The sequence below is a fragment of the Croceivirga thetidis genome (genome assembly GCF_012272815.1).
Lineage (GTDB): Bacteria > Bacteroidota > Bacteroidia > Flavobacteriales > Flavobacteriaceae > Croceivirga > Croceivirga thetidis.
In genome coordinates, this window is record NZ_JAAWWL010000002.1 from 858,898 (window position 1) to 880,086 (window position 21,189).

Here is a 21,189-nt window from a genome sequence, read left to right on the forward strand (position 1 = left end):
ATGAGTACCTATAAGACATTAGCAAGAGCATCTTCTGAAATTCTTTTCAAAGAAAGGAAGAGCAAATTTTACGGGTACGCCTTTCCTGTATTGGAAGAAGTTCAAATAAAAAAGCAACTTGAATCACTCCAAAAAATACACTCAAATGCCAATCACGTTTGCTATGCTTGGCAATTGGGAGTCCAATCAACTAATTACAGGGCAAATGATGATGGTGAACCTAATAATTCTGCTGGCAAACCAATTCTGGGTCAAATACAGTCTTTCCAACTTACCAATGTACTTGTGGCCGTTGTAAGATATTTTGGTGGAACAAAATTGGGTGTAGGCGGTTTAATTCAGGCCTATAAAGAAACAGCTAAATTGACTTTAGAGAATTCTGCAATAATTGAAAAAGAGTTAATGGCAATTCTAGAACTGAGGTTTGGTTATGAAAACATGAACATTGTAATGGGCGCTTTGAAAAGGTTCGATTGTAAAATTAACGCCCAACAAATGGAAATAGATTGCAAGATGAGAATTGAAATGCCGGCAAAATTAAAATCAGACTTTTTGAACACCTTGAAAAAAAACCACAAAATTTCGGTTTCAACGACCTAAGAATCCTTTAATTTTTCGAGTATATAATCCGGACACCTTGTTGGCCTATTTCTTGCCTTATTCATGAAAGCCAAAACCGTATTTGCTTCAACCAATAATTCCCTATTATTATTATAGATTTTGTAGTCAAATTCTATTTTTACGGAAGGCATTTTTTTTAGTTTAGTCTCAACGGTCAGGAGATCATCATATTTTGCAGATTTCTTAAAATCAAGTTGTAAGGAAATTACTGGAAGAATAATTCCATTTTCCTCCATACTCTTGTAAGAAATTCCCAGAGTCCGCAGCCACTCTACTCTCCCCATCTCTAGATACTGTGCGTAATTGCCATGATAAACGATTCCCATCTGGTCGGTTTCAGCATATCTGACGCGGAAAGAAAAACTGTTAAAATCGTTAACTATTGACAAAAAAGTATATCTTTAGAGGATTCAAAACTTGAAGCGGGAACATGCAAAAAAAAAAGTAAAAATTCAACTGACTCGTAATTTTTTTTTTAGCTTTTTTGTTCACATATTTGCTCCCATCTCAAAGTTGAGATATCCTCAAAAATAATAAAGAAAGAGAGCCGAAATTTCTAACCAACAAGCAAAGAATAAACTTTTATGAGTGTCACTGCTGATTCCGTATGGAAAAATTGTTTGTCTTTTATTCAAGACAATATTCAACCGCAGGCATTCAAAACTTGGTTTTTGCCAATTAAGCCCGTTCGATTAACAGAAAATGCCCTTAGCATTGAGGTGCCAAGTAAATTTTTCTACGAATGGTTGGAAGAACATTATGTTAAGTTACTTAAAGTGGCTTTGACAAAAGAGTTGGGCGAAAATGCGAAATTGATTTACATCATCAAGATGGAAAACAAGTATGGCAATTCAGAATCAATCACAGAAAAAATTCCTAGCTCCAATCGTTCGGCAATGGCACCGCAGGAATTAGACGTGCCGGTTACTTCCAAAGACCCGGAATTAAAGAACCCTTTTGTTATACCTGGAATACGAAATATTAAGATTGAATCGCAACTCAATCCAAATTACAATTTTGAAAACTTTCTAGAAGGGGACTCTAATAGACTAGCACGTTCAGCAGGTATGGCAGTAGCTAATAAGCCTGGTGGAACTTCATTTAACCCTCTACTGGTTTATGGAGGTGTTGGCTTGGGAAAAACCCATTTGGCACATGCCATTGGAGTTGAAATTAAAGATAAATACCCTGAAAAAACGGTGCTTTATATATCTGCTGAGAAATTTACACAACAGTATATAGAATCCGTAAAGAAAAATACAAGAAACGATTTTATTCATTTCTATCAGTTAATTGATGTTTTGATTATTGACGATGTCCAATTTCTGTCAGGAAAATCTGGAACACAAGATGTGTTTTTCCATATATTCAATCATCTGCATCAAAATGGCAAACAAGTAATTCTTACCTCTGATAAAGCGCCCGTAGACATGCAAGATATTGAGCAACGACTCTTATCCCGTTTCAAATGGGGCTTATCCGCAGAATTACAGGTGCCGAATTATGAAACACGTGTTTCGATTCTTAAAAACAAGCTGTATCGTGATGGTGTAGAAATGCCAGACGCAATCGTTGACCATGTAGCTAAAAACATCAAGACCAATATTCGCGAACTTGAAGGTGCCATTATTTCTTTAATTGCACAGTCTTCTTTTAATAAGAGAGAAGTTACTTTGGAACTAGCAGAGAGTATTGTTGAAAAATTCGTTAAGAATACCAAGCGTGAAGTATCTATTGACTACATTCAAAAAGTAGTTTCGGATTACTTCGATATGGATGTTGCAACATTACAATCCAAAACAAGGAAAAGGCATATCGTTCAAGCCCGACAATTAGCGATGTTCTTCTCGAAAAAATATACCAAAGCCTCATTGGCAAGTATTGGCTCTCAAATTGGTAAGAGAGACCATGCCACCGTTTTACATGCTTGTAAAACCGTTGACAATCTTGCAGAGACCGATAAGCAGTTCAGAAAATACATTGAGGACCTGAACAAAAAATTCACCTGATTTTTAAAAAATGACCAAAGTATTAATGGTGTGCCTTGGTAATATTTGTAGGTCTCCATTGGCTGAGGGTATTTTAAAATCAATGGTTGACCTTAAAAACATTGCCGTTGATTCGGCTGGTACAGGGGGTTATCATGTTGGTTCTTTACCAGACCCTCGTTCAATTGAAGTTGCTCGAAAGAATGGGTTGGATATCACCGACCAGAGAGCAAGGAAATTTAAGCCAAAAGATTTTGAAGATTTTGATTTAATCTACGCCATGGATGAGAGCAACTATCTTAACATCATTGCACTTGCCAATAACGAGTCAGAAAAACTGAAAGTAAAACTACTTCTAAAAGAAGTAGATTTGGGAATACACGAAGTACCGGACCCCTATTACGGTGGTCCAAACGGTTTCGATGCTGTTTTTGAGATGATTCATGAGGCTTGCCAAGCTGTTTCATCCAACTTAGTTGATAATGGGAGATAACAAACCGAATTTGATAATTGGGAACTTATACTTGATTCCCACTACATTGGGAGACAGTGCCCCATTAGAGGTTTTGCCGTATTCCGTCAAGCAAAAAATTGAATCAATACAACATTTTATTGCTGAAAACGAAAAAACAGCGCGTCGTTTTATAAAAAAAATAAGTCCTAGCAAATCGCAGCCAGATTTACATTTTGAGCATTTAAATAAGTTTACCGACCCTGCCGAAATACCTGGCTTTCTTGATCCTTGTATCCATGGTTTGGACGTTGGCCTACTTTCTGAAGCAGGTTGTCCGGGTATTGCAGACCCAGGAGCAGATGTGGTGCGAATTGCACATGAGAAGAAAATCCAGGTTGTTCCATTAGTTGGTCCATCCTCTATTTTATTAGCTCTTATGTCTAGTGGAATGAATGGACAAAGTTTTGCATTTAATGGGTATTTGCCCATTGATGCTGCGGAAAGGACCAAAATGATTAAAACATTTGAACGAAATTCAAGAGAATTTGGGCAAACGCAAATTTTTATTGAAACCCCTTATCGCAATGACAAATTAATAGTTGAGCTCTTGAAGCGATTGCAACCTGAAACACGACTTTGTATTGCTGTTGATATCACATTGGAAAGTGAGTATATAGCTACCAAGACCGTAAGGGAGTGGAATAAGATTCAGTTAGAATTGAATAAAAGACCGGCAATTTTTATAATACAAGCCTAGCCTGTTTTCCTTTAAAATTTTGGATTGTGTTTTTGTGCGACTGACGAGATATCAAAGCCACCGAATTTCTTCATGTAGTACCCAACAGAACTGCCAAATACATCTGATGTGTCTTCCCGGCCGTATGAGCGAAGGTATTTCTTAACATTGCCCGCGCCAGCTAAATGGGCAGAAGCGATTATACCAGATTCAGTAATTTCAGTGCCATTAATTATCTTACCAGAGAATATTTTAATGTAGCGCCTCAATATCCATTTATTCCGAGCAACATTAAGCTTGAAAGCTTTTTCTTGTTGCTCAGGACTTTGAAGAAAGTTATCGGCGTCTGAAATGCCGAGCATTTTCAAAGTACTTTTCCCAAATTGATATTTACCCAAATAACCCAGCTTGTTTATGGTATCATATCTGCCTTGGGACTCTTTGAAACCCAATTCTTCTTTAAAACCTATAAACTCCTCACCAAGAAAAACAAGATTATCTGAAATCTCCTCTAAAGCAACTTCTTCAGATACGACTAGTGTTGGTCTATCCAAATCAGTTTTGAGAATTTCAGGAACCTCAACATTATTTGAAAGAAAACCCATTGGACCAAAACTGGTCAATACGAATATGGTTGTTATGGGCAGTAAAGTACTAATCCATTTTTTCATATAGTTGAACTTTAGAGCCTAAAAACCAGGCTCGAAATTTCAGTCGGCAAATATACGGGGGAATGTTCTCTGTGGTTTTCTAAATGTCTTAAGAAACTCCTAAATCATACCTAAAATACGTTAATCGGTACGATTTATCCGACAAAAACACCTATCGGTTGATATTTTGTTGATTTAACCATCGGATGTATTGTTGCTTATTTCGGTTGTGTTGTTGGCCTGTTTTTGCGAACTTATGGTAACCGAAATTCTCCACATTGGCAACGAAATACAAATAGTCATGGTCCTCTGCGTTAAGTACGGCATCAATAGATGAAATATCAGGCATACATATTGGTCCGGGGGGAACTCCTGTATTTCTATACGTGTTATAAGGTGATTCAATTTCCAAATCCCGATACAATACCCGTTTGATTATGGTATCGTAATTTCCGGTTTCTTTTTTTATCGCATAAATAACAGTCGGATCCGCTTGCAACATCATTCCCCTTTGTATTCTATTCAAGTATACACCTGCCACCCTTGGGCGTTCATCAACTTTTACCGTTTCTTTTTGAACAATTGATGCTAAAGAAATCACTTCATTTCGGGTCATTTTCAAATCCTTGGCTTTACCATCACCAGAGCTTTCCCAAAATTTATTGTATTCATTAAACATTCGATCACGAAAATCAGTTCCAGAAGTATTCCAGAAAAATTCATAAGTGTTAGGCAAATACATTCCGAGAGCGGAATCATCATTGAATCCATTTTTAGAAAGGAAATCAGAATTTGTCATCGCCTCAACCAACTCCAACGAATCTGCCTCTATTTGAACTGAAATTCTTTGGGCCAAGCTTTTAAGGCTTTCTTGATTGTTAAAAGTTATTCGTACCGGTATATTTTGACTACGAAGTGTGTTGATAATTTGATTATTGTTCATGTCCCTTTTTAGGGCATACTTTCCGGCCTTAATATTGTTTACATAACCTTTTCTTTGTGCGACTGCTTCAAAGGACCTCATGTCCTTAATAAGAGGGGTAAGTTGGGTCTTAACGTTATCAAAATTTGCATCTGACGAAATATAAACAAATGCCTCAGTATTGTTAAAATTGGTATTAGGCGAGAAAATAGCATTGTATATGGAATAGGCCGCAAATCCACAGATGACCAAACCCAAAAGAACCGTTCCCCAGAGTACTTTTTTTAGATTACTCACTTTTTGATTTTTTGATATAAAATTTCATTTTTAAAACCAGAACCCGCTCTTATCCAGTCTTTCTTTGTACCAACCCTTGCAAAGCCTTCACTCTCAAATAAATGAATGCTTGCCTTGTTTTCTTCTAAGATATTAGCATAAACCTGATGAACATCTAAATGACCTAGAGCGAATTCACAAATTAGCCCTAAAGCTTCTTTACCAAAACCTTTGTTTCTATGCTCCTCGTCGGCGACGATAAGGCCTACCCCTACCCTCTTGTTGTTGGGATCAAAATCAAACAAGTCAATAAACCCAACTGATTCTCCGGTCTTTTTACAGATGCATAATCTTAATTGCTTAATCTCGTAAATATCAAGGTGGGCGTTCTTAAGATATTTTTTTAATGTTGATTTTGAATATGGTTTTTGGGTGCCACTGATTTCCCAGATTGCAGTATCATTCTCTATCTTATATAGGAAGTCAAGGTCAGCCGGTTCCAATGCCCTTAAAAAAATCTTTTGGCCATTTAAGTTTACCATTCAATTTCTCCTTTAAAAACCAAATCGGCTGGTCCAGTTAATTCAACATTAGTGTAACCATCTCCAACCAAATCAAAACTAACCTTTAATTCACCCCCTTCTGTGGCAATGATAATGTTATTCGTAGTTGTCCTTTTACTAAAATGCATTGCTAGGGCAACAGCAGTTACGCCGGTTCCGCATGAAAGGGTTTCATCTTCAACTCCTCGTTCATAGGTTCTGACCCTAAAGGCATTCTCTGCAGTCTGTTGAACAAAATTAATATTACTGCCCTTTTCACCATATAAACCATAACGCAGTTTCGCGCCATCTTTTTGAACATCTAATTTAGCAACCTCTTCAACCATTTGAACGTGATGTGGGGAACCTGTATTTAGGTAAAAATGATTTCTCTTTTCAATAATGTTGTCTACGTCATTCATAGAAAGACCTACAATACCATCTATAATTTTAGCATGATGGATACCATCAATCGCGTTAAACGTTGCCTCATTGGAAATAATACCTATGGCCTTTGCAAAAGCCACAAGACATCTTCCCCCATTACCGCACATTGTACTTTCGTTTCCGTCAGAATTGTAATAAACCATTTTGAAATCTGACATGTTGTCATTTTCCAATAATATAAGTCCATCAGCTCCTACACCAAACTTTCGGTCACAAAGCTTTGCTACCAACTTGGTATTTTGCTTTGGAAAGAATTGCTGTCTATTATCAAGCATTATAAAGTCATTCCCAGTGCCTTGATATTTGTAAAACTGAAGTGGAAAAGTCCTTTTCATCGAGCAAATATAAGTGAATTCGTTAAGGTTTATTTTGCAGTTAAAAAGGCGTTAAACTGTTAAAAATGGTATGATATTGGTATAATTTTAAACTGCTAAATGAAAAATAAATAGAACAATGAAAAGAACAGCACAATTATTTATTGTAGCATTATTTGCTGGCGCATTTACTCTTGGAGCCTACAAATTATTCTTGGAAAAAAAATCGAATAAAATAGTTTTAGAGGCACAGGATACCCCTTTTGTTGCAACCAGCATAGGAACCTCGGCTAAGGGCGCAGGTATCAATGAAGTTGATTTTACATTGGCAGCGGAAAAAACGGTTAACGCCGTAGTACACGTTAAAAACATGACATTGGGCAAAAGCGCTCCGAATAGTTTATTTGACCTTTTTTCATATGGTTCCGAAGGTTCACAAAGACCCCAGGTGGGCACGGGTTCAGGTGTAATCATATCACCTGATGGTTACATTGTTACGAACAATCATGTAATTGCGAGATCTTCTGAACTAGAAGTGACACTAAATAATAATAGGTCTTATGAAGCTAAGGTTGTTGGAGCCGATGAAGCGTCTGATATTGCACTTTTAAAAATAGAAGCTGAAGATGACCTTCCTTTTTTGGCCTTTGGAGATTCAGATAATGCAAAAATTGGCGAATGGGTTCTTGCTGTAGGTAACCCTTTCAATCTTACATCTACGGTCACTGCCGGCATTGTCAGTGCAAAGGCAAGATCATTGGGAAGAAACCAATCTTTTATTCAAACAGACGCAGCAGTGAATCCAGGAAATAGTGGAGGAGCTTTGGTCAATACCAATGGTGATTTAATAGGGATTAATACTGCGATTACATCAAGAACTGGTTCTTATGTTGGTTATTCTTTTGCGGTTCCCAGTAATATTGCCAAAAAGGTTGTCGATGATTTATTGGAATTTGGAAATGTACAAAAGGGCATTTTGGGAGTAGGTACCGTTCTAAGGGAATCAAGACAAGCTCTAGAATTAGGAATAGATGAAATTGAAGGCGTGTATGTGAGTCGAGTAGAAGAAGACTCTGGTGCGGAAAAAGCAGGTATTCAAGAAGGAGACATTATCAAAAAAGTTGATAATGTTAAGATCAGAAAGTTTTCTGAACTCACGGGATATTTATCGGCAAAAAGACCAAAAGACAAAGTTGATGTCACCGTTGATCGAAATGGCAAATTAGTGACTTTACCAGTAACTCTGATGAAAAATCAAACCATTCAAGTTCCGGTAATGGGCTTTGTAGTCAAAAATCTAAGTAAACAAGATAAAAAGCAGTTTAAACTTGATGAAGGAGTTAAAATTACCGCAGTTCCCGAAGGCTATAGCAGTTATAACCTTGAGGGCAAGGTGATTGTAAAGCTCGATGATCAAGACATTTCAGATATTGAAGACGCAAAGAAAGCATTCTCAAATGTTTCGAGGTACGGCAGAACCAGTATTACACTAATTGACGAGAATGGTGAGCGTGAGCGCTTAATATTTCAATAAAATACTTCTTAAAATAGTTTGAAACACCCTTTTTCAAGGGTGTTTTTTTATGCTTAAAAATGTTTCACGAAAACGTTTGAAATATTTAATTTTGCGCCAATTTTTAAACTTCACCAATAAAAAATGAGCGAATTAAAATCCTACGAACAGGAACTTGCCTTTCAAGCTGACCGCAGAAAAGCCACTACGGAATTCATTAAGATCATAAGTGATTTGTGGTATGATAAATCCATCGAGGTGGTGCTTTTTAAAAATCAAGTCATTGATAAAAATGTAAGTGACATCATCAACCTACATCAATATGCTGGCGAATTTGTTCAAAAGCCAATTTCAATATTTGATTCTGTAGAGATTTTAAGGGCTATCAATGATATTAGCCTACCTCCTGCTAAGTTGGATATTGGCAAATTGACCTATGAATACCATTCTCAAGACAATCACGACTTGAATGTCAAGGGTTTTGTTCTGGATAAGCTTAAAGAAGCGGGAGAGTATAAAGAAATAAAACCTAAAGACGTAGTCCTTTATGGTTTTGGACGAATTGGTCGAATTCTGGCGCGCGAATTAATGGCCAAAACAGGCAAGGGTAATCAATTAAGGCTTAGGGCAGTTGTAACCAGAGGTGAAATTACTCAAGAGATTCTAGAAAAACGTGCTGCTCTGCTCCGGACCGATTCAGTACACGGACAATTCAGCGGTACTGTAGAAGTTGATATTGAAAGAGAGGCATTAATTATTAATGGCACCACGGTTCATTTTATCAATAGCAGCGCTCCAGAAGATATCGATTATACCAAATTCAATATCTACAATGCATTGATTATTGACAATACTGGTGCATTTCGAGATAAAAAAGCCCTTTCCCGCCATTTACAGGCGAAAGGCGCAAGTAGGGTTCTATTGACCGCACCTGGAAAAGAAATTCCGAATATAGTGCACGGGGTAAACCATGGAGAGCATAATCCTGATAAAACAAAAATATTTTCAGCTGCATCGTGCACAACAAATGCTATCACCCCTATTCTCAAAGTTATTGAAGACTCATTAGGCATCGAACATGGCCATTTGGAAACAATTCATGCCTATACCAACGATCAAAACTTGGTAGACAATATGCATAAAAAGTACCGAAGGGGACGTGCGGCTGCGTTGAATATGGTGATTACTGAAACTGGAGCCGGAAAAGCTGTTTCAAAAGCACTTCCGGCCTTGGAAGGCAAACTTAGTTCCAATGCCATTAGAGTTCCAGTGCCTAATGGTTCATTAGCAATACTGAACTTAAAAGTTAAAAACAAGACTTCTGTAGAAGCGGTGAATACAATTCTAAAAAAGTATGCTCTTGAAGGCGATTTGGTTGAACAAATCAAATATTCAATGAGCAATGAGTTGGTTTCTTCAGATATTGTTGGAACCTCTGCACCATCAATTTATGATAGTAGGGCAACTTTAGTAACACCTGACGGTCTTAACCTAATACTTTATGTCTGGTATGATAACGAATATGGTTATTCGCATCAAGTAATTCGACTAGCAAAGTATATAGCTAAAGTCCGAAGATTTACATATTACTAGTTAACTCAAGAGTCAAGTGGAAAATGTGAATATTAATATTCACTAACTTCGCTTACCCAAATGTGATGAATCAATGAAGCGAATTATTTTCTTTTTGGCAATTTCTATTGCTTATTTTGGCTTTAGCCAACAAGACTCCACACAAAACACTCCAAGTCAAACCAAATCGGAAACAACCAACTTGGAAAACGGAACCGTTAACGAGCAATACCAATACCTTCTTAAAAGAGGGGGTAACTACAGTGCAAATGGAATTCGTTATGAAGTTATTCGCATAGGCGAACTCAATAAGTTCATGAAAAACGTTCAAGACAGTCTTTCAATAGCCAATAAATCACTGTTGAGCCTAAGGAATACAATTGCAGAGAATACAACTGAAATTGATGGCTTAAAATCGCAATTGAGTGAAACTTCTGAAAGTCTTAAAACACTTAATGAAGAGAAGGATAGCATGTCATTCTTTGGTGTAATGGTATCAAAAGGAGCGTACAGAGGTATAGTTTGGACGATAATCCTTGTACTACTTTTTCTTTTGTTGATTTTTATCTATAAGTTTAGGAATAGCAACTTTTTAACTGTTCAAGCCAAGTCTGCTTTAGCTAATTTGGAGGATGAATTTGAGCAACATCGAAGAAGGGCTTTGGAACGAGAACAAAAGATAAGTCGTCAACTACAGGACGAAATAAATAAAAACAGAGCAAAAAAATAGCTGACTATCGAAGACCGTATTCAAATTGTTAGGGTCTCTCAAAAAGAACTTCCCGATTTGGTTCCGTTGTTTGACGGATACAGGGTATTCTACAATCAAAATTCTGATTTAGAAGCCGCTGAAAAATTTCTAAGTAGCAGATTGAATAAAAATGAAAGTATCATTTTTATGGCCAAGGTTGGAGCGAAAGCAATGGGCTTCACTCAATTGTACTTTACATTTTCCTCTGTTTCTATGGAGCCATTCTTAATTTTAAATGACTTATATGTCACACCAGATTTTCGTGGATTAGGCGTTGGAGAAAAATTACTTACAATAGCAAAATCCTTCTGCTCAAATAATGGGTATAAGGGTTTAGCCTTGGAAACAGCGGTGGACAATCCTGCTCAATACCTATATGAAAAATTGGGCTGGAAAAAAGACACGGACTTTTTTCACTATTTCTGGAAAAATCCCAAATAGGTACAATCTTTAATTTTGATTAAGTCGAGCTAATATGCGAATCGATATTATTACAGTACTTCCTGAACTTTTAAAAAGTCCATTTGAAGCCTCCATTTTGAAACGTGCCATAGATAAGGGATTGGTTGAAATCCATTTTCATAATCTTAGGGATTATTCTTCAAACCGTTATAAACAAGTAGATGATTACCAATTTGGCGGTGGAGCCGGCATGGTTTTAATGATTGAACCTATCGATAAATGCATTTCAAAATTACGGTCGCAGCGTGATTACGACGAAATTATCTATTTGACTCCTGACGGAACGACCTTAAATCAATCAATCGCAAACGAACTTTCATTAAAACAAAACATCATAATGCTCTGTGGTCACTACAAGGGTGTTGACCAAAGGGTCCGTGACGTATTTGTAACCAAAGAAGTTTCGATTGGAGATTATGTACTATCTGGAGGTGAACTCGCTGCCGCAGTTCTCTCAGATGCGATAATACGGTTATTGCCAGGCGTTCTGAATGACGAAACTTCAGCACTTACGGATACTTTTCAAGACGATATGTTGGCTCCTCCGGTTTACACTAGACCAGCGGACTATAAAGGCAACAAGGTTCCCGAGGTCTTAACTAGTGGAAATTTTGGTAAAATCGAAAAATGGCGCGAACAAAAAGCAATGGAAAGAACTTCAAAATTGCGGCCAGATTTATTGAAATGATAGCAAAAAAGATTGTTATCGCTTGTCAGTTATAAAATAAGAAGTACTTTTGCAGCCTATAAATTCAACCTCTGACGAAAATCGTGAACGTTGTATTTAGCAAATGTCCAAAAAAGCTTTAAAATGGATTCTTTAATTAAGTTCGTAGAGAACGAATTTGTTGAAAAAAAGGATTTCCCTGATTTTTCGTCTGGAGACACAATTACGGTGTATTACGAAATCAAGGAAGGTGAAAAAACACGTACACAGTTCTTTAGAGGTGTTGTAATACAACGCAGAGGAAGTGGCTCTACTGAAACCTTCACCATAAGAAAGATGTCGGGTACGGTAGGAGTGGAACGTATTTTTCCATTGAACATGCCAGCCCTTCAAAAAATTGAAGTCAACAAGAGAGGTAAAGTAAGAAGAGCGAGAATCTTCTATTTCAGAGGATTGACTGGTAAGAAAGCACGAATTAAAGAGGTCCGTAAATAATAACTACCTCTATAACAATAGTAAAAGCACCTAGTTTAGGTGCTTTTTTTATGAACAATTGTTAATAAGTGTAGTTTATAAATTGTTGATTTTAAAACACTTGAAAATTTTTTAGCTGGGCATTCTGTGCCTACATTTGATTCAAATCATGGAGTTATTCAACAATAGCATTATGATTTATCGTTCTTACGAGTATTGAATTTGGAATGGAAATTTTCTTCGGAAAAAGAAATTTAAGAACTAAAGTGAAAACTTTAGGGAAACTTGTTCGGTGTGCAAATCACAAAGCAATTTGAGATTTTGACCAATCAAGCAAAAAAATACACATTGAATGTGATGGTACAGCGTTATTGCATTTCAATGGTAATGAACACCGAAAGCGGTTCGATGCAAACTTCAGTTAAAGCCAAGGCAACTTGGTGAGCATGAAACGATTTCAAAACAAAAGCCATATTCTAGCAGCAATGTAAGAATATGGCTTTTACTTTTTTCGACTCTTCCATGTTGATTTTAGTGATGGTTAAAGCAGTAATAATCGGTTTCGTTGTATATTTGCACGGCAAAAAAAACAACCTTTCTACATGTCAAAGATTCGATATACAAAAACCGATGAAGCACCAGCACTAGCGACTTATTCCTTTCTTCCTATCGTACAGGCATTTGCAAAAACGGCTGACATTCAATTGGAAACAAAAGATATTTCTCTTGCTGGTCGCATTATTGCAACTTTTCCAGAATTTTTGACCGAAGAACAGCGAATTTCAAATGACTTGGAAATCCTTGGAGAGTTAGCAAAAACTCCAGATGCCAATATCATTAAACTACCAAACATTAGTGCTTCCATTCCACAATTGGAAGAGGCCATTGAAGAATTACAAGGTAAGGGTTATGCCCTACCCGATTATCCTGCAGAACCTAAGAACGAAGAAGAAAAAGCGATTAAAGTTCGCTATGATAAAATCAAAGGCAGTGCGGTAAACCCGGTTTTACGCGAAGGAAATTCAGACAGACGGGCTCCAAAACCAATTAAAAATTTCGCCAAAAAAAACCCACACTCAATGGGGGCATGGTCGAAAGACTCTAAAACCCATGTTGCCACCATGAACAAAGGGGATTTTCGTTCAAATGAAAAATCATTGACCACAACCCAGCCCCTAATTGTGGAAATTGTTCACAATTCCAATGGGAGCAAAAAGGTCTTAAAAGAAGGTATTTCATTGTTAGAAGGTGAAATAATAGACGCCTCCGTTATGCAAAAAAGGGAGTTGGTGAATTTCATTTCTAAAGAAATTGAAGATGCGAAAGCAAACGGTTTATTATTCTCAGTTCATTTAAAGGCAACCATGATGAAGGTTTCCGATCCAATTCTCTTCGGTCATGTTCTTGAGAATTACTTTAAAGCGGTATTCGATACTTATGGCGACTACTTTGAAGAAGTTGGTATTAGTCCAAGAAACGGATTGGAAAGTTTGTTTGATAAATTAAGTGAGCTACCAAAAGAAAAGTCCATAGAAATCAGGGAAGCTATTAAAAACGGGTTGGAAAATGGGCCTGATTTGGCCATGGTAAATTCAGATAAGGGAATTACAAATCTTCATGTTCCAAGTGACGTGATTATCGACGCTTCAATGCCTGCTATGATTCGGAATTCTGGAAAAATGTGGAATGCTGCTGGAGAAACACAAGATACCAAAGCCCTTATACCAGACAGCAGCTATTCCGGTGTTTACCAAGCGACCATCGACTTTTGCAAAGAGCATGGGGCATTTGACCCTACAACCATGGGAACAGTTCCCAATGTAGGCCTCATGGCTCAAAAAGCAGAGGAATATGGCTCTCACGACAAGACATTTGAAATACAAGCTAACGGAACTGTTGCCGTTGTGAATGCCGAAACAGGTGAAGTTCTAATTGAACATTCAGTCGAAAAAGGTGATATCTGGCGCATGTGCCAAGTAAAAGATTTACCAATTCAAGATTGGGTCAAGCTTGCGGTTTCCAGAGCTAAAGCGACTGCTACACCGGCAGTATTTTGGCTAGATAAAAACCGTGCTCATGACGCAGAAATCATTAAGAAAGTAAATTCCTATTTACCACAACACGATACTTCTGGATTGGAAATTCATATTCTATCTCCAATAGAGGCGACAAAATTCACGCTAAAGAGATTGAAAAATGGACAAGATACCATTTCAGTATCGGGCAATGTATTGCGCGATTATTTAACCGACCTTTTTCCTATTCTTGAAGTGGGCACTAGTGCAAAAATGTTGTCAATCGTTCCGTTAATGAATGGTGGGGGCCTTTTTGAAACCGGTGCGGGTGGTTCTGCTCCAAAACATGTTGAACAGTTTCTCGAGGAAAATCATTTACGGTGGGACTCGTTAGGGGAATTTATGGCTTTGGAAGTTTCATTGGAGCACTATGCCAACATAAACAAGAATTCAAAAGCCCAAGTACTTGCAGAAGCTCTGGGTGAAGCCACTGAAAAATTCTTGGATGAGAATCGTTCACCCTCACGAAAAGTAAACGAGATTGATACTCGAGGTAGTCATTTTTATTTAGCCAATTATTGGGCCGAAGCTTTGGCAAATCAAAGTCAGGATAAGGATTTAAAAGCAACTTTTGAGAAAATCAGCCAAGAAATTAAAAAGCAGGAAGAAACCATTCTTAATGAACTATTAAGTGTTCAAGGTGAACCCGTTGATGTTGGTGGTTACTATCTTCCTGATTTTGAACTTGTTTCGAATGCAATGAGACCTAGCAGTACATTCAATTCCATACTTGAAGACCTAAGCTAAAGTTTAAAAAAGCGTTAAGACGTTCGTCAACATGGCGGCATTAACTATCTTGAACTATCTTCTTGCTCATGAAAAAGATAGCCCTTAGAAAATAAGGTATGTCTTCTTGAAATTGCAGGAAGTGTTCAAGTTAATTAACTCGTTTTGACTAAGCCTTTTTAAATGCCAAATACCACCAAAAGATTAGCCCTTGTCCTTGTTTTTTTAAGTACTTTTTCTCACGCCCAAACTAGATTCACCCTAAGTGGAACAATTAGGGAAGCTGCCAGTAATGAAACCCTAATTGGGGTTACGGTTGCTTTTCCCGAGTTAAAATCGGGTACGACTACCAACGAATATGGTTTCTACTCAATAACACTGCCTAAAGGGGAGTACCAGGTATTGGTAAGTTATTTGGGATTTCAAGAAATTGTACGCACCATAAACTTAAATAGCGACAAAAACATTGACTTTAATCTACAAGAACAGGCAGAAGAGTTATCTGAGGTGGTTGTGACTGAAAATGTAGAACGATTGGATATTCGTAAACCACAAATGAGTGTCGCTGGTTTACAGGTAAAAACCATAAAGCAGATTCCTGTTGTATTGGGGGAGGCAGATGTTGTAAAATCTTTGTTGTTGTTACCCGGTGTCACCAGTGCCGGTGAAGCTTCATCAGGCTTTAATGTGCGAGGTGGAGCAGCCGACCAAAATCTCATTCTTTTAGACGAGGCCATTATATTCAACTCTTCCCACCTTTTTGGCTTCTTTTCTGTTTTTAATCCAGACGCAATTAAAGATGTTAAGCTATTCAAAGGAGGTATACCTGCCCGATATGGAGGTCGGGTATCTTCGGTATTGGAGATATTTCAGAAAGAAGGTAATAGTAAAGAGGTCAAGGTAAGTGGAGGAATCGGTGCAGTAGCAAGTCGTTTACTGGTCGAGGGACCAATTAAAAAAGATCAGACTGCATTTCTAGCAGGGGGCAGAGCTTCTTATGCCCATCTTTTCCTCCCTCTTTTTGATATAGATAATAGAGCCTATTTCTACGATTTAAATACCAAAATCAGCCATAAAATAAACGACCGTAATAGCATCTACCTATCGGGTTATTTCGGTCGCGACCTTTTTAGTATCAGCGATAGTTTCGTCAACACCTATGGTAATGCTGTTGGTAATTTTAGATGGAACCATCTCTTTTCAGATAAGCTCTTTTCCAACCTTTCGTTGATTTATTCTGATTATTTCTATGGCCTTGAATTGGATTTCGTAGGTTTTGAGTGGGATTCTGGTATTCAAAATTTTAATGTCAAATATGATTTAAAACACTACATCAATAATAAGCTCCAGATCAATTTCGGTTTGAATAACATATACTATGTTTTTAATCCGGGATTCATTCGCCCCAATAGTGCCGATTCAGGAATTCTTGAAGACCAACTAACAAAGAAATATGCTAACGAGGCTGCAGCCTATGTTGATATTGAACAGAAATTAACCGATAAATTAAGTGTCAACTATGGGCTAAGGGCTAGTATGTTCAGTAGACTAGGACAAGACGAGCTTTTTGTTTATCAAAATAACCAACCTGTACTATTTGACCCATTTCAATTGGTCTATCGCGAGGCTACACCCATAGATACGATTAACCCTGGTAGAGGAACCAATTTAAAAACCTTTTTTAATTGGGAACCAAGGGTTTCAATGGCATATACCATAAATGACAATAATTCCATAAAAGCAAGCTATACCCGTTTGGCACAATACCTACATTTACTTTCTAATACAAGCTCTCCTACCCCACTTGACGTTTGGACCCCAAGTGGACCTTTTATTGAGCCACAATTACTTGATCAATACGCCCTCGGATATTTTAAAAATTTTAATAATGGTAATTACAGTTTAGAGCTTGAGGGTTTCTATAAAGACATCCAAAATCGAATCGATTACATTGATGGTGCCGACCTCATTGCCAATGATGCAATTGAACAGGTAATTCTAAATGGAGAAGCAAGAGCTTATGGTCTAGAATTATTACTTCGAAAAAATACCGGGAAATTTCAAGGCTGGCTGGCCTATACACTTTCTCGCTCAGAACAAAGAACACCCGGCCGAGAACCTGTGACGGATAATGGAAGATCAAATGAGGAAACAGGAATCAATTTTGGAGAATGGTACAGTACTCCTTATGATAAGACACATGATATTTCAATTTATGGTAATTATGAATTGAACGATAAATGGCGATTCAATACCAACTTTATCTATCAGACCGGTCAACCGACCAATTATCCTGTTGGTCAGTTTGAATTTGAAGGATTGGTAGTACCATTTTTTGGTCTTAGAAACCAAACCAGATTACCTGATTACCATCGATTGGATGTTTCTGCAACGCTTACCCCAAAAAAGAACCGAAAGAGTTCCTTTCAATCTGAATGGGTGTTCAGCGTTTATAACGTTTATAACAGGATGAATGCCGCATCAATAAACTTTAGACAGAATCAAGATACCGGTAGAAACGAAGCGGTCAGAACCTCGATTTTTGGTGTTGTACCATCGATAACTTATAACTTTAAATTTTAATCATGAGAAAGTACACTTTTATACTATTTGTAGTCGTCAGCTTACTTTCTTGTGAGGATGTAATTGATGTAGAACTGCAGACCACGGAACCTAGGCTAGTGGTCAACGGATTACTGAGGGTTGACCTGAACCAAGAATTCATTCCAATTGAGATTAAGGTATCTGAAACCACTAATTTTTTTGAAAATAATATTCCCACGCAACTTGATGATAATGCAGTTATATTTTATGGCGAACCTGACCCAGATGCGCCGGAAATCATTAATGATATCAAATCTTCATCTTTGACTGAATTGGATGCCGGTAGTGGAATTTATGTTCCAGACCCAAGTTTTGATGGCGATCAGCGAATTCCAACTAGCCTTATTACACCAAATACGGTTTTTATATTGATAATGCAGCACAAGGGAAGAAGATATGCCGCTAGAACCCCATTCGCTACAACAGTACCAATTGATAATTTAGAGCAGGGTACGGAAACCTTATTTGATGAGGATGACAAGGAACTGAAAATCACAATAACCGATCAAGCTAATGTTGATAATTATTATCTCTTTGATTTTGATGAAGGAGAGTTTTTGGCCCTTGACGACCAGTTTATCGACGGACAAGAATTTGAATTTTCCTATTTTGTTGATAGGGATTTAGAGGCAGGCCAAGAATTGGAAATAAGTATTTTGGGGGCGGACTTGGACTTTTTCAATTATATGGATTTACTTGTAGAACAAACGGAAAGCGACGGTGGTGTATTCGAAACTCCTGCGGCAACCGTGCGCGGTAATGTCTTTGATGTGACAGGTTTGGACAACAACCTACTTTTTGATAATGTCAACAGACCAGATGCATTTCCACTTGGTTATTTTGCTGTAGTTCAAGAATTCAAAAGAACTATTATTTTGGAATGAAACCCTATCCAATTCTATTAGGATTATTTCTATTTATTATCTTTTCTTGTGAAGAGGTCATAGACGTTGATTTACAAGAACCTGAGACTAGGTTGGTGGTGAATGGCATCGTAAGGGTCGATGCCAATCAAGAATTTTTGCCGATTGCTATAAAGGTTACGGAATCTTCTGGGTTTTTCGGGGACAATACCATAACAGAGCTGGAAAGTGCCGTTATTTTGGCTGGTTTACGTGATTCCTTAGATGCTACACAATTTCAATTGGGAAGGTCACAATTACGTGAGTACATACCTGGAACCGGAATTTACGAACCCGATACTATTGGCAATGATGTTGATGACCGAATTCGAACGGCCTCCATTAGCGCAGAGACCATTTTTTTTCTAATTGTAGAGCATAAAGGCAGAAGGTATGCAGGCCAAACCATGTATGTGCCAACTGTTCCGATTGATGAAATAAGACAAGGAAACGAAACACTTTTTGATGAAGACGATACCGAAATCGAAGTGAAATTTACCGACCTCGCTGACCAACAAAATTTTTATGTTTTTGACTTTGGATTTGGAAATTTTTTGGCAGTTGATGATCAGTTTATTGATGGACAACAATTTCAATTCTCATACTTCTACGACGAAGACTTAGCATCGGGTCAAGAACTCGAAGTAAGTATATTGGGAGCAGATCAGCAGTTCTTTAATTATATGGATTTATTGGTTGAGCAAACAGAAAACGATGGTGGTGTTTTTGAAACTCCTGCCGCTACGGTAAGGGGTAATATGTTCGACGTGACAGGTTTGGACAATATTGAAATCTTTGACAACGTAGGTCGCCCCCAATCGTTCGCCTTGGGTTATTTCGCAGTAGTTGAGGAAAACAAGACTTCTCTGATTATCGAATAATAAGTAGTAAGGAAGAGATAAGCAGAATGGCTACCAAACCTTGAAAAAGGGTAGCTAAAGTATGACCTTTCAAAGCTGTTTTCAGTTTCATATTCGAAAATTGTGAAACGACCCAAAAATAGCTGTCATTAACATGTGAAACTGTCATTGCGCCCGCCCCAATAGCTAGAACGGCCAAGGCTTTTTCATTAGAATCCTCGAGGCCAAACGTAGTTATCAATGGAGCGACGATGGCTGCCGTAGTTATAATTGAAACGGTAGATGATCCCTGGGCGGTTTTCAACAGAGCCGCAATTCCAAAACAAATAAATAAACCTCCAATCCCTGAATTGGAAGTAAATCCAAGCATTGTGGCAAAATCTATGGAGCGTATTATTTGACCAAAAGCGCCTCCGGCGCCTGTAATCAATATTATCGCCCCAGCCTGTTTCATGGCTTCTTTCATCCAATCACCGGAGTCATAACTTTTTAATGACCGATTGATTACCAGCACCACTAAAACCCCAACAAGTAAAGCAATTGTAGGATTACCAAAAAAAATCATAGTAGCACTTAACCAGCCCTCTCCCATTGGTTTTGAAGGATAGTCAGCAATGGATTTAAAAGCTATAAGAATGATGGGCACTAAAATTGGAAGAAAGGACTGAAACGGTGTTATTGATACAATTGTATCGTTCTCTTCTGTTAGCTTATTGTGATTTTCGGTTTCTGCTTCGGGCAACAAGTTCTTGCCCACCCATAGCGACCAAAAATATCCGGCTAAAGAAACGGGTAAGGCCACTATTAAACCCAATAAAAGTACCGCTCCCAAATCAGCATCCAAGATTGAAGCTGCAGCTAAAGGACCGGGTGTTGGTGGTACAAAAACATGGGCAGAATATAATCCTGTTGCTAGTGCTATTGCGAAAAATAGTACCGGCAGTCCAGTTTTTTTTGCTAGGGCCTTGTTTAAAGATGATAAAATAACGAAGCCTGAATCGCAATATACTGGAATTGAGATTACAAAGCCGGCCAAATTCAATGCAAGGGCGGAACGTTTTAAGCCGACCATTTTCAATATGCTCATGGCTATTACTTTAGTGCCACCGGTACGTTCTAAGAAAATACCTATTACTGTTCCAAAAGCAATGACAAGGCCAATACTAGATAGGGTGTTTCCAAAACCACTTGAAATATTCGTTGTAATCTCAGCAGGGGTCAAGCCAAAACCAAACCCTCCAAAAATTGCAGCCAATACCAACGAAATTACCGGATGTAACTTGAACCGTACCGTTGCTATAATGATAAAGGCAATCTGTATTATGAGAACAAGAAACTCCATATAAAACTAAAAACAGTACTGCTTAAATATAAGTGATTCTTACTACTTTAGACACTGATGAGAAGAACTGATAAAGATTTACTAGTAAAAGGGATTAAGTCGTTTCTTTACACCATTGGGGCGATGTTCCTGGCACCTACAATTATATATCAGGCCTTTAAAAATCAAGAAAATGTATTGTTCTGGCCAGTATTGCTAGTAGGACTATTATTGGCAATCTTGGCAATTTATCTGGGTTTTCGCTCTGTAAAAATCGTAATGGACGCTGTATTTGGAAAAAAGAACAAATAA

Annotated in this window: 21 protein-coding genes; 15 read left to right on the top strand and 6 right to left on the bottom strand. The window is 37.7% G+C overall.

Annotation, left to right across the window (positions count from 1 at the left end; translation table 11 throughout):
* Positions 1 to 600 (top strand): IMPACT family protein, encoded by a 600-nt coding sequence (locus HCU67_RS11510; RefSeq protein ID WP_168552763.1) that lies wholly within the window; start codon positions 1 to 3, stop codon positions 598 to 600.
* On the opposite strand, the gene HCU67_RS11515 is transcribed toward HCU67_RS11510, so the two are convergent.
* On the bottom strand, positions 597 to 1,010 hold the full coding sequence (locus tag HCU67_RS11515; RefSeq protein WP_282597829.1) for an acyl-CoA thioesterase: 414 nt from the start codon (positions 1,008 to 1,010) through the stop codon (positions 597 to 599). The two genes, HCU67_RS11510 and HCU67_RS11515, sit on opposite strands and share 4 nt — an antisense overlap.
* A 195-nt stretch (positions 1,011 to 1,205) precedes the next feature.
* On the opposite strand from HCU67_RS11515, the gene dnaA reads away from it, so the two are divergent.
* Genes dnaA through HCU67_RS11530 form a run of 3 tightly spaced genes read left to right on the top strand, consistent with a single transcriptional unit; the run spans position 1,206 to position 3,820 of the window.
* Positions 1,206 to 2,630 (top strand): chromosomal replication initiator protein DnaA, encoded by a 1,425-nt coding sequence (gene dnaA, locus HCU67_RS11520; protein ID WP_168552764.1) that lies wholly within the window; start codon positions 1,206 to 1,208, stop codon positions 2,628 to 2,630.
* A gap of 10 nt (positions 2,631 to 2,640) precedes the next feature.
* Positions 2,641 to 3,102, top strand: coding sequence for a low molecular weight protein-tyrosine-phosphatase (locus tag HCU67_RS11525; RefSeq protein ID WP_168552765.1), 462 nt, complete (start codon positions 2,641 to 2,643; stop codon positions 3,100 to 3,102).
* The gene (locus HCU67_RS11530) at positions 3,092 to 3,820 is read left to right on the top strand and encodes an SAM-dependent methyltransferase (RefSeq protein WP_168552766.1); all 729 of its coding nucleotides are present in this window, start codon (positions 3,092 to 3,094) and stop codon (positions 3,818 to 3,820) included. Before HCU67_RS11525 ends, HCU67_RS11530 begins: the two co-directional genes overlap by 11 nt.
* A gap of 11 nt (positions 3,821 to 3,831) precedes the next feature.
* Here the strand turns inward: HCU67_RS11530 and HCU67_RS11535 are convergent, their stop codons facing one another.
* The 4 genes from HCU67_RS11535 to dapF form a co-directional block, all read right to left on the bottom strand.
* A complete protein-coding gene (locus HCU67_RS11535; RefSeq protein ID WP_168552767.1) occupies positions 3,832 to 4,470 on the bottom strand; it encodes a hypothetical protein in 639 nt (212 codons plus the stop codon).
* 151 nt (positions 4,471 to 4,621) lie between these two features.
* Positions 4,622 to 5,668, bottom strand: a complete 1,047-nt coding sequence (gene mltG, locus HCU67_RS11540) for an endolytic transglycosylase MltG (RefSeq protein ID WP_168552768.1) — start codon at positions 5,666 to 5,668, stop codon at positions 4,622 to 4,624.
* Complete coding sequence (locus HCU67_RS11545; protein WP_168552769.1) at positions 5,665 to 6,189, bottom strand: GNAT family N-acetyltransferase; 525 nt, start codon at positions 6,187 to 6,189, stop codon at positions 5,665 to 5,667. The genes mltG and HCU67_RS11545 overlap by 4 nt, the downstream gene beginning before the upstream one ends.
* Entirely contained in the window at positions 6,183 to 6,971 is a 789-nt protein-coding gene (gene dapF, locus HCU67_RS11550) for a diaminopimelate epimerase (protein WP_168552770.1), read from the bottom strand. Before dapF ends, HCU67_RS11545 begins: the two co-directional genes overlap by 7 nt.
* A gap of 118 nt (positions 6,972 to 7,089) precedes the next feature.
* Here dapF and HCU67_RS11555 point away from each other — a divergent pair, with 118 nt between their 5' ends.
* From HCU67_RS11555 to HCU67_RS11600, 10 genes are all read left to right on the top strand, one after another.
* A complete protein-coding gene (locus tag HCU67_RS11555; protein ID WP_168552771.1) occupies positions 7,090 to 8,484 on the top strand; it encodes a trypsin-like peptidase domain-containing protein in 1,395 nt (464 codons plus the stop codon).
* 123 nt (positions 8,485 to 8,607) lie between these two features.
* Entirely contained in the window at positions 8,608 to 10,056 is a 1,449-nt protein-coding gene (locus HCU67_RS11560) for a glyceraldehyde-3-phosphate dehydrogenase (RefSeq protein ID WP_168552772.1), read from the top strand.
* A 73-nt stretch (positions 10,057 to 10,129) separates the two neighbouring features.
* Positions 10,130 to 10,765: a tRNA (guanine-N1)-methyltransferase gene (locus tag HCU67_RS11565; protein WP_168552773.1), complete on the top strand. Its 636-nt coding sequence runs from the start codon at positions 10,130 to 10,132 to the stop codon at positions 10,763 to 10,765.
* A 57-nt stretch (positions 10,766 to 10,822) separates the two neighbouring features.
* Positions 10,823 to 11,227, top strand: a complete 405-nt coding sequence (locus tag HCU67_RS11570; protein ID WP_246865770.1) for a GNAT family N-acetyltransferase — start codon at positions 10,823 to 10,825, stop codon at positions 11,225 to 11,227.
* A 34-nt stretch (positions 11,228 to 11,261) separates the two neighbouring features.
* Entirely contained in the window at positions 11,262 to 11,936 is a 675-nt protein-coding gene (gene trmD, locus HCU67_RS11575) for a tRNA (guanosine(37)-N1)-methyltransferase TrmD (RefSeq protein ID WP_168552774.1), read from the top strand.
* Positions 11,937 to 12,059: 123 nt separating this feature from the next.
* Complete coding sequence (rplS, locus tag HCU67_RS11580) at positions 12,060 to 12,410, top strand: 50S ribosomal protein L19 (protein WP_168552775.1); 351 nt, start codon at positions 12,060 to 12,062, stop codon at positions 12,408 to 12,410.
* Positions 12,411 to 12,991: 581 nt separating this feature from the next.
* Positions 12,992 to 15,211 carry an NADP-dependent isocitrate dehydrogenase gene (locus tag HCU67_RS11585; protein ID WP_168552776.1) on the top strand — a complete coding sequence of 740 codons (2,220 nt, stop codon included), beginning with the start codon at positions 12,992 to 12,994 and terminating at the stop codon, positions 15,209 to 15,211.
* A 162-nt stretch (positions 15,212 to 15,373) separates the two neighbouring features.
* On the top strand, positions 15,374 to 17,773 hold the full coding sequence (locus tag HCU67_RS11590; protein ID WP_168552777.1) for a TonB-dependent receptor: 2,400 nt from the start codon (positions 15,374 to 15,376) through the stop codon (positions 17,771 to 17,773).
* Between the two features lie 2 nt (positions 17,774 to 17,775).
* Positions 17,776 to 18,678, top strand: a complete 903-nt coding sequence (locus HCU67_RS11595) for a DUF4249 family protein (protein WP_168552778.1) — start codon at positions 17,776 to 17,778, stop codon at positions 18,676 to 18,678.
* Positions 18,675 to 19,577: a DUF4249 family protein gene (locus HCU67_RS11600; RefSeq protein WP_168552779.1), complete on the top strand. Its 903-nt coding sequence runs from the start codon at positions 18,675 to 18,677 to the stop codon at positions 19,575 to 19,577. The genes HCU67_RS11595 and HCU67_RS11600 overlap by 4 nt, the downstream gene beginning before the upstream one ends.
* On the opposite strand, the gene HCU67_RS11605 is transcribed toward HCU67_RS11600, so the two are convergent.
* Positions 19,567 to 20,898: a GntP family permease gene (locus HCU67_RS11605; protein WP_168552780.1), complete on the bottom strand. Its 1,332-nt coding sequence runs from the start codon at positions 20,896 to 20,898 to the stop codon at positions 19,567 to 19,569. The two genes, HCU67_RS11600 and HCU67_RS11605, sit on opposite strands and share 11 nt — an antisense overlap.
* A 57-nt stretch (positions 20,899 to 20,955) precedes the next feature.
* Between HCU67_RS11605 and HCU67_RS11610 the strand changes: the two genes are divergently transcribed.
* Positions 20,956 to 21,189, top strand: coding sequence for a DUF6095 family protein (locus HCU67_RS11610; protein WP_168552781.1), 234 nt, complete (start codon positions 20,956 to 20,958; stop codon positions 21,187 to 21,189).

What these genes read in the sequence shown, in the direction of transcription:
- HCU67_RS11525 (WP_168552765.1), top strand. Translation starts at nt 2,641, where the DNA reads ATGACCAAAGTATTAATGGTGTGCCTTGGTAATATTTGTAGGTCTCCA.
- HCU67_RS11510 (WP_168552763.1), top strand. Translation starts at nt 1, where the DNA reads ATGAGTACCTATAAGACATTAGCAAGAGCATCTTCTGAAATTCTTTTC.
- HCU67_RS11600 (WP_168552779.1), top strand. Translation starts at nt 18,675, where the DNA reads ATGAAACCCTATCCAATTCTATTAGGATTATTTCTATTTATTATCTTT.
- rplS (WP_168552775.1), top strand. Translation starts at nt 12,060, where the DNA reads ATGGATTCTTTAATTAAGTTCGTAGAGAACGAATTTGTTGAAAAAAAG.
- HCU67_RS11590 (WP_168552777.1), top strand. Translation starts at nt 15,374, where the DNA reads ATGCCAAATACCACCAAAAGATTAGCCCTTGTCCTTGTTTTTTTAAGT.
- HCU67_RS11610 (WP_168552781.1), top strand. Translation starts at nt 20,956, where the DNA reads ATGAGAAGAACTGATAAAGATTTACTAGTAAAAGGGATTAAGTCGTTT.
- HCU67_RS11595 (WP_168552778.1), top strand. Translation starts at nt 17,776, where the DNA reads ATGAGAAAGTACACTTTTATACTATTTGTAGTCGTCAGCTTACTTTCT.
- dapF (WP_168552770.1), bottom strand. Translation starts at nt 6,971, where the DNA reads ATGAAAAGGACTTTTCCACTTCAGTTTTACAAATATCAAGGCACTGGG.
- HCU67_RS11555 (WP_168552771.1), top strand. Translation starts at nt 7,090, where the DNA reads ATGAAAAGAACAGCACAATTATTTATTGTAGCATTATTTGCTGGCGCA.
- HCU67_RS11560 (WP_168552772.1), top strand. Translation starts at nt 8,608, where the DNA reads ATGAGCGAATTAAAATCCTACGAACAGGAACTTGCCTTTCAAGCTGAC.
- dnaA (WP_168552764.1), top strand. Translation starts at nt 1,206, where the DNA reads ATGAGTGTCACTGCTGATTCCGTATGGAAAAATTGTTTGTCTTTTATT.
- HCU67_RS11585 (WP_168552776.1), top strand. Translation starts at nt 12,992, where the DNA reads ATGTCAAAGATTCGATATACAAAAACCGATGAAGCACCAGCACTAGCG.
- trmD (WP_168552774.1), top strand. Translation starts at nt 11,262, where the DNA reads ATGCGAATCGATATTATTACAGTACTTCCTGAACTTTTAAAAAGTCCA.
- HCU67_RS11565 (WP_168552773.1), top strand. Translation starts at nt 10,130, where the DNA reads ATGAAGCGAATTATTTTCTTTTTGGCAATTTCTATTGCTTATTTTGGC.
- HCU67_RS11545 (WP_168552769.1), bottom strand. Translation starts at nt 6,189, where the DNA reads ATGGTAAACTTAAATGGCCAAAAGATTTTTTTAAGGGCATTGGAACCG.
- HCU67_RS11605 (WP_168552780.1), bottom strand. Translation starts at nt 20,898, where the DNA reads ATGGAGTTTCTTGTTCTCATAATACAGATTGCCTTTATCATTATAGCA.
- HCU67_RS11530 (WP_168552766.1), top strand. Translation starts at nt 3,092, where the DNA reads ATGGGAGATAACAAACCGAATTTGATAATTGGGAACTTATACTTGATT.
- HCU67_RS11535 (WP_168552767.1), bottom strand. Translation starts at nt 4,470, where the DNA reads ATGAAAAAATGGATTAGTACTTTACTGCCCATAACAACCATATTCGTA.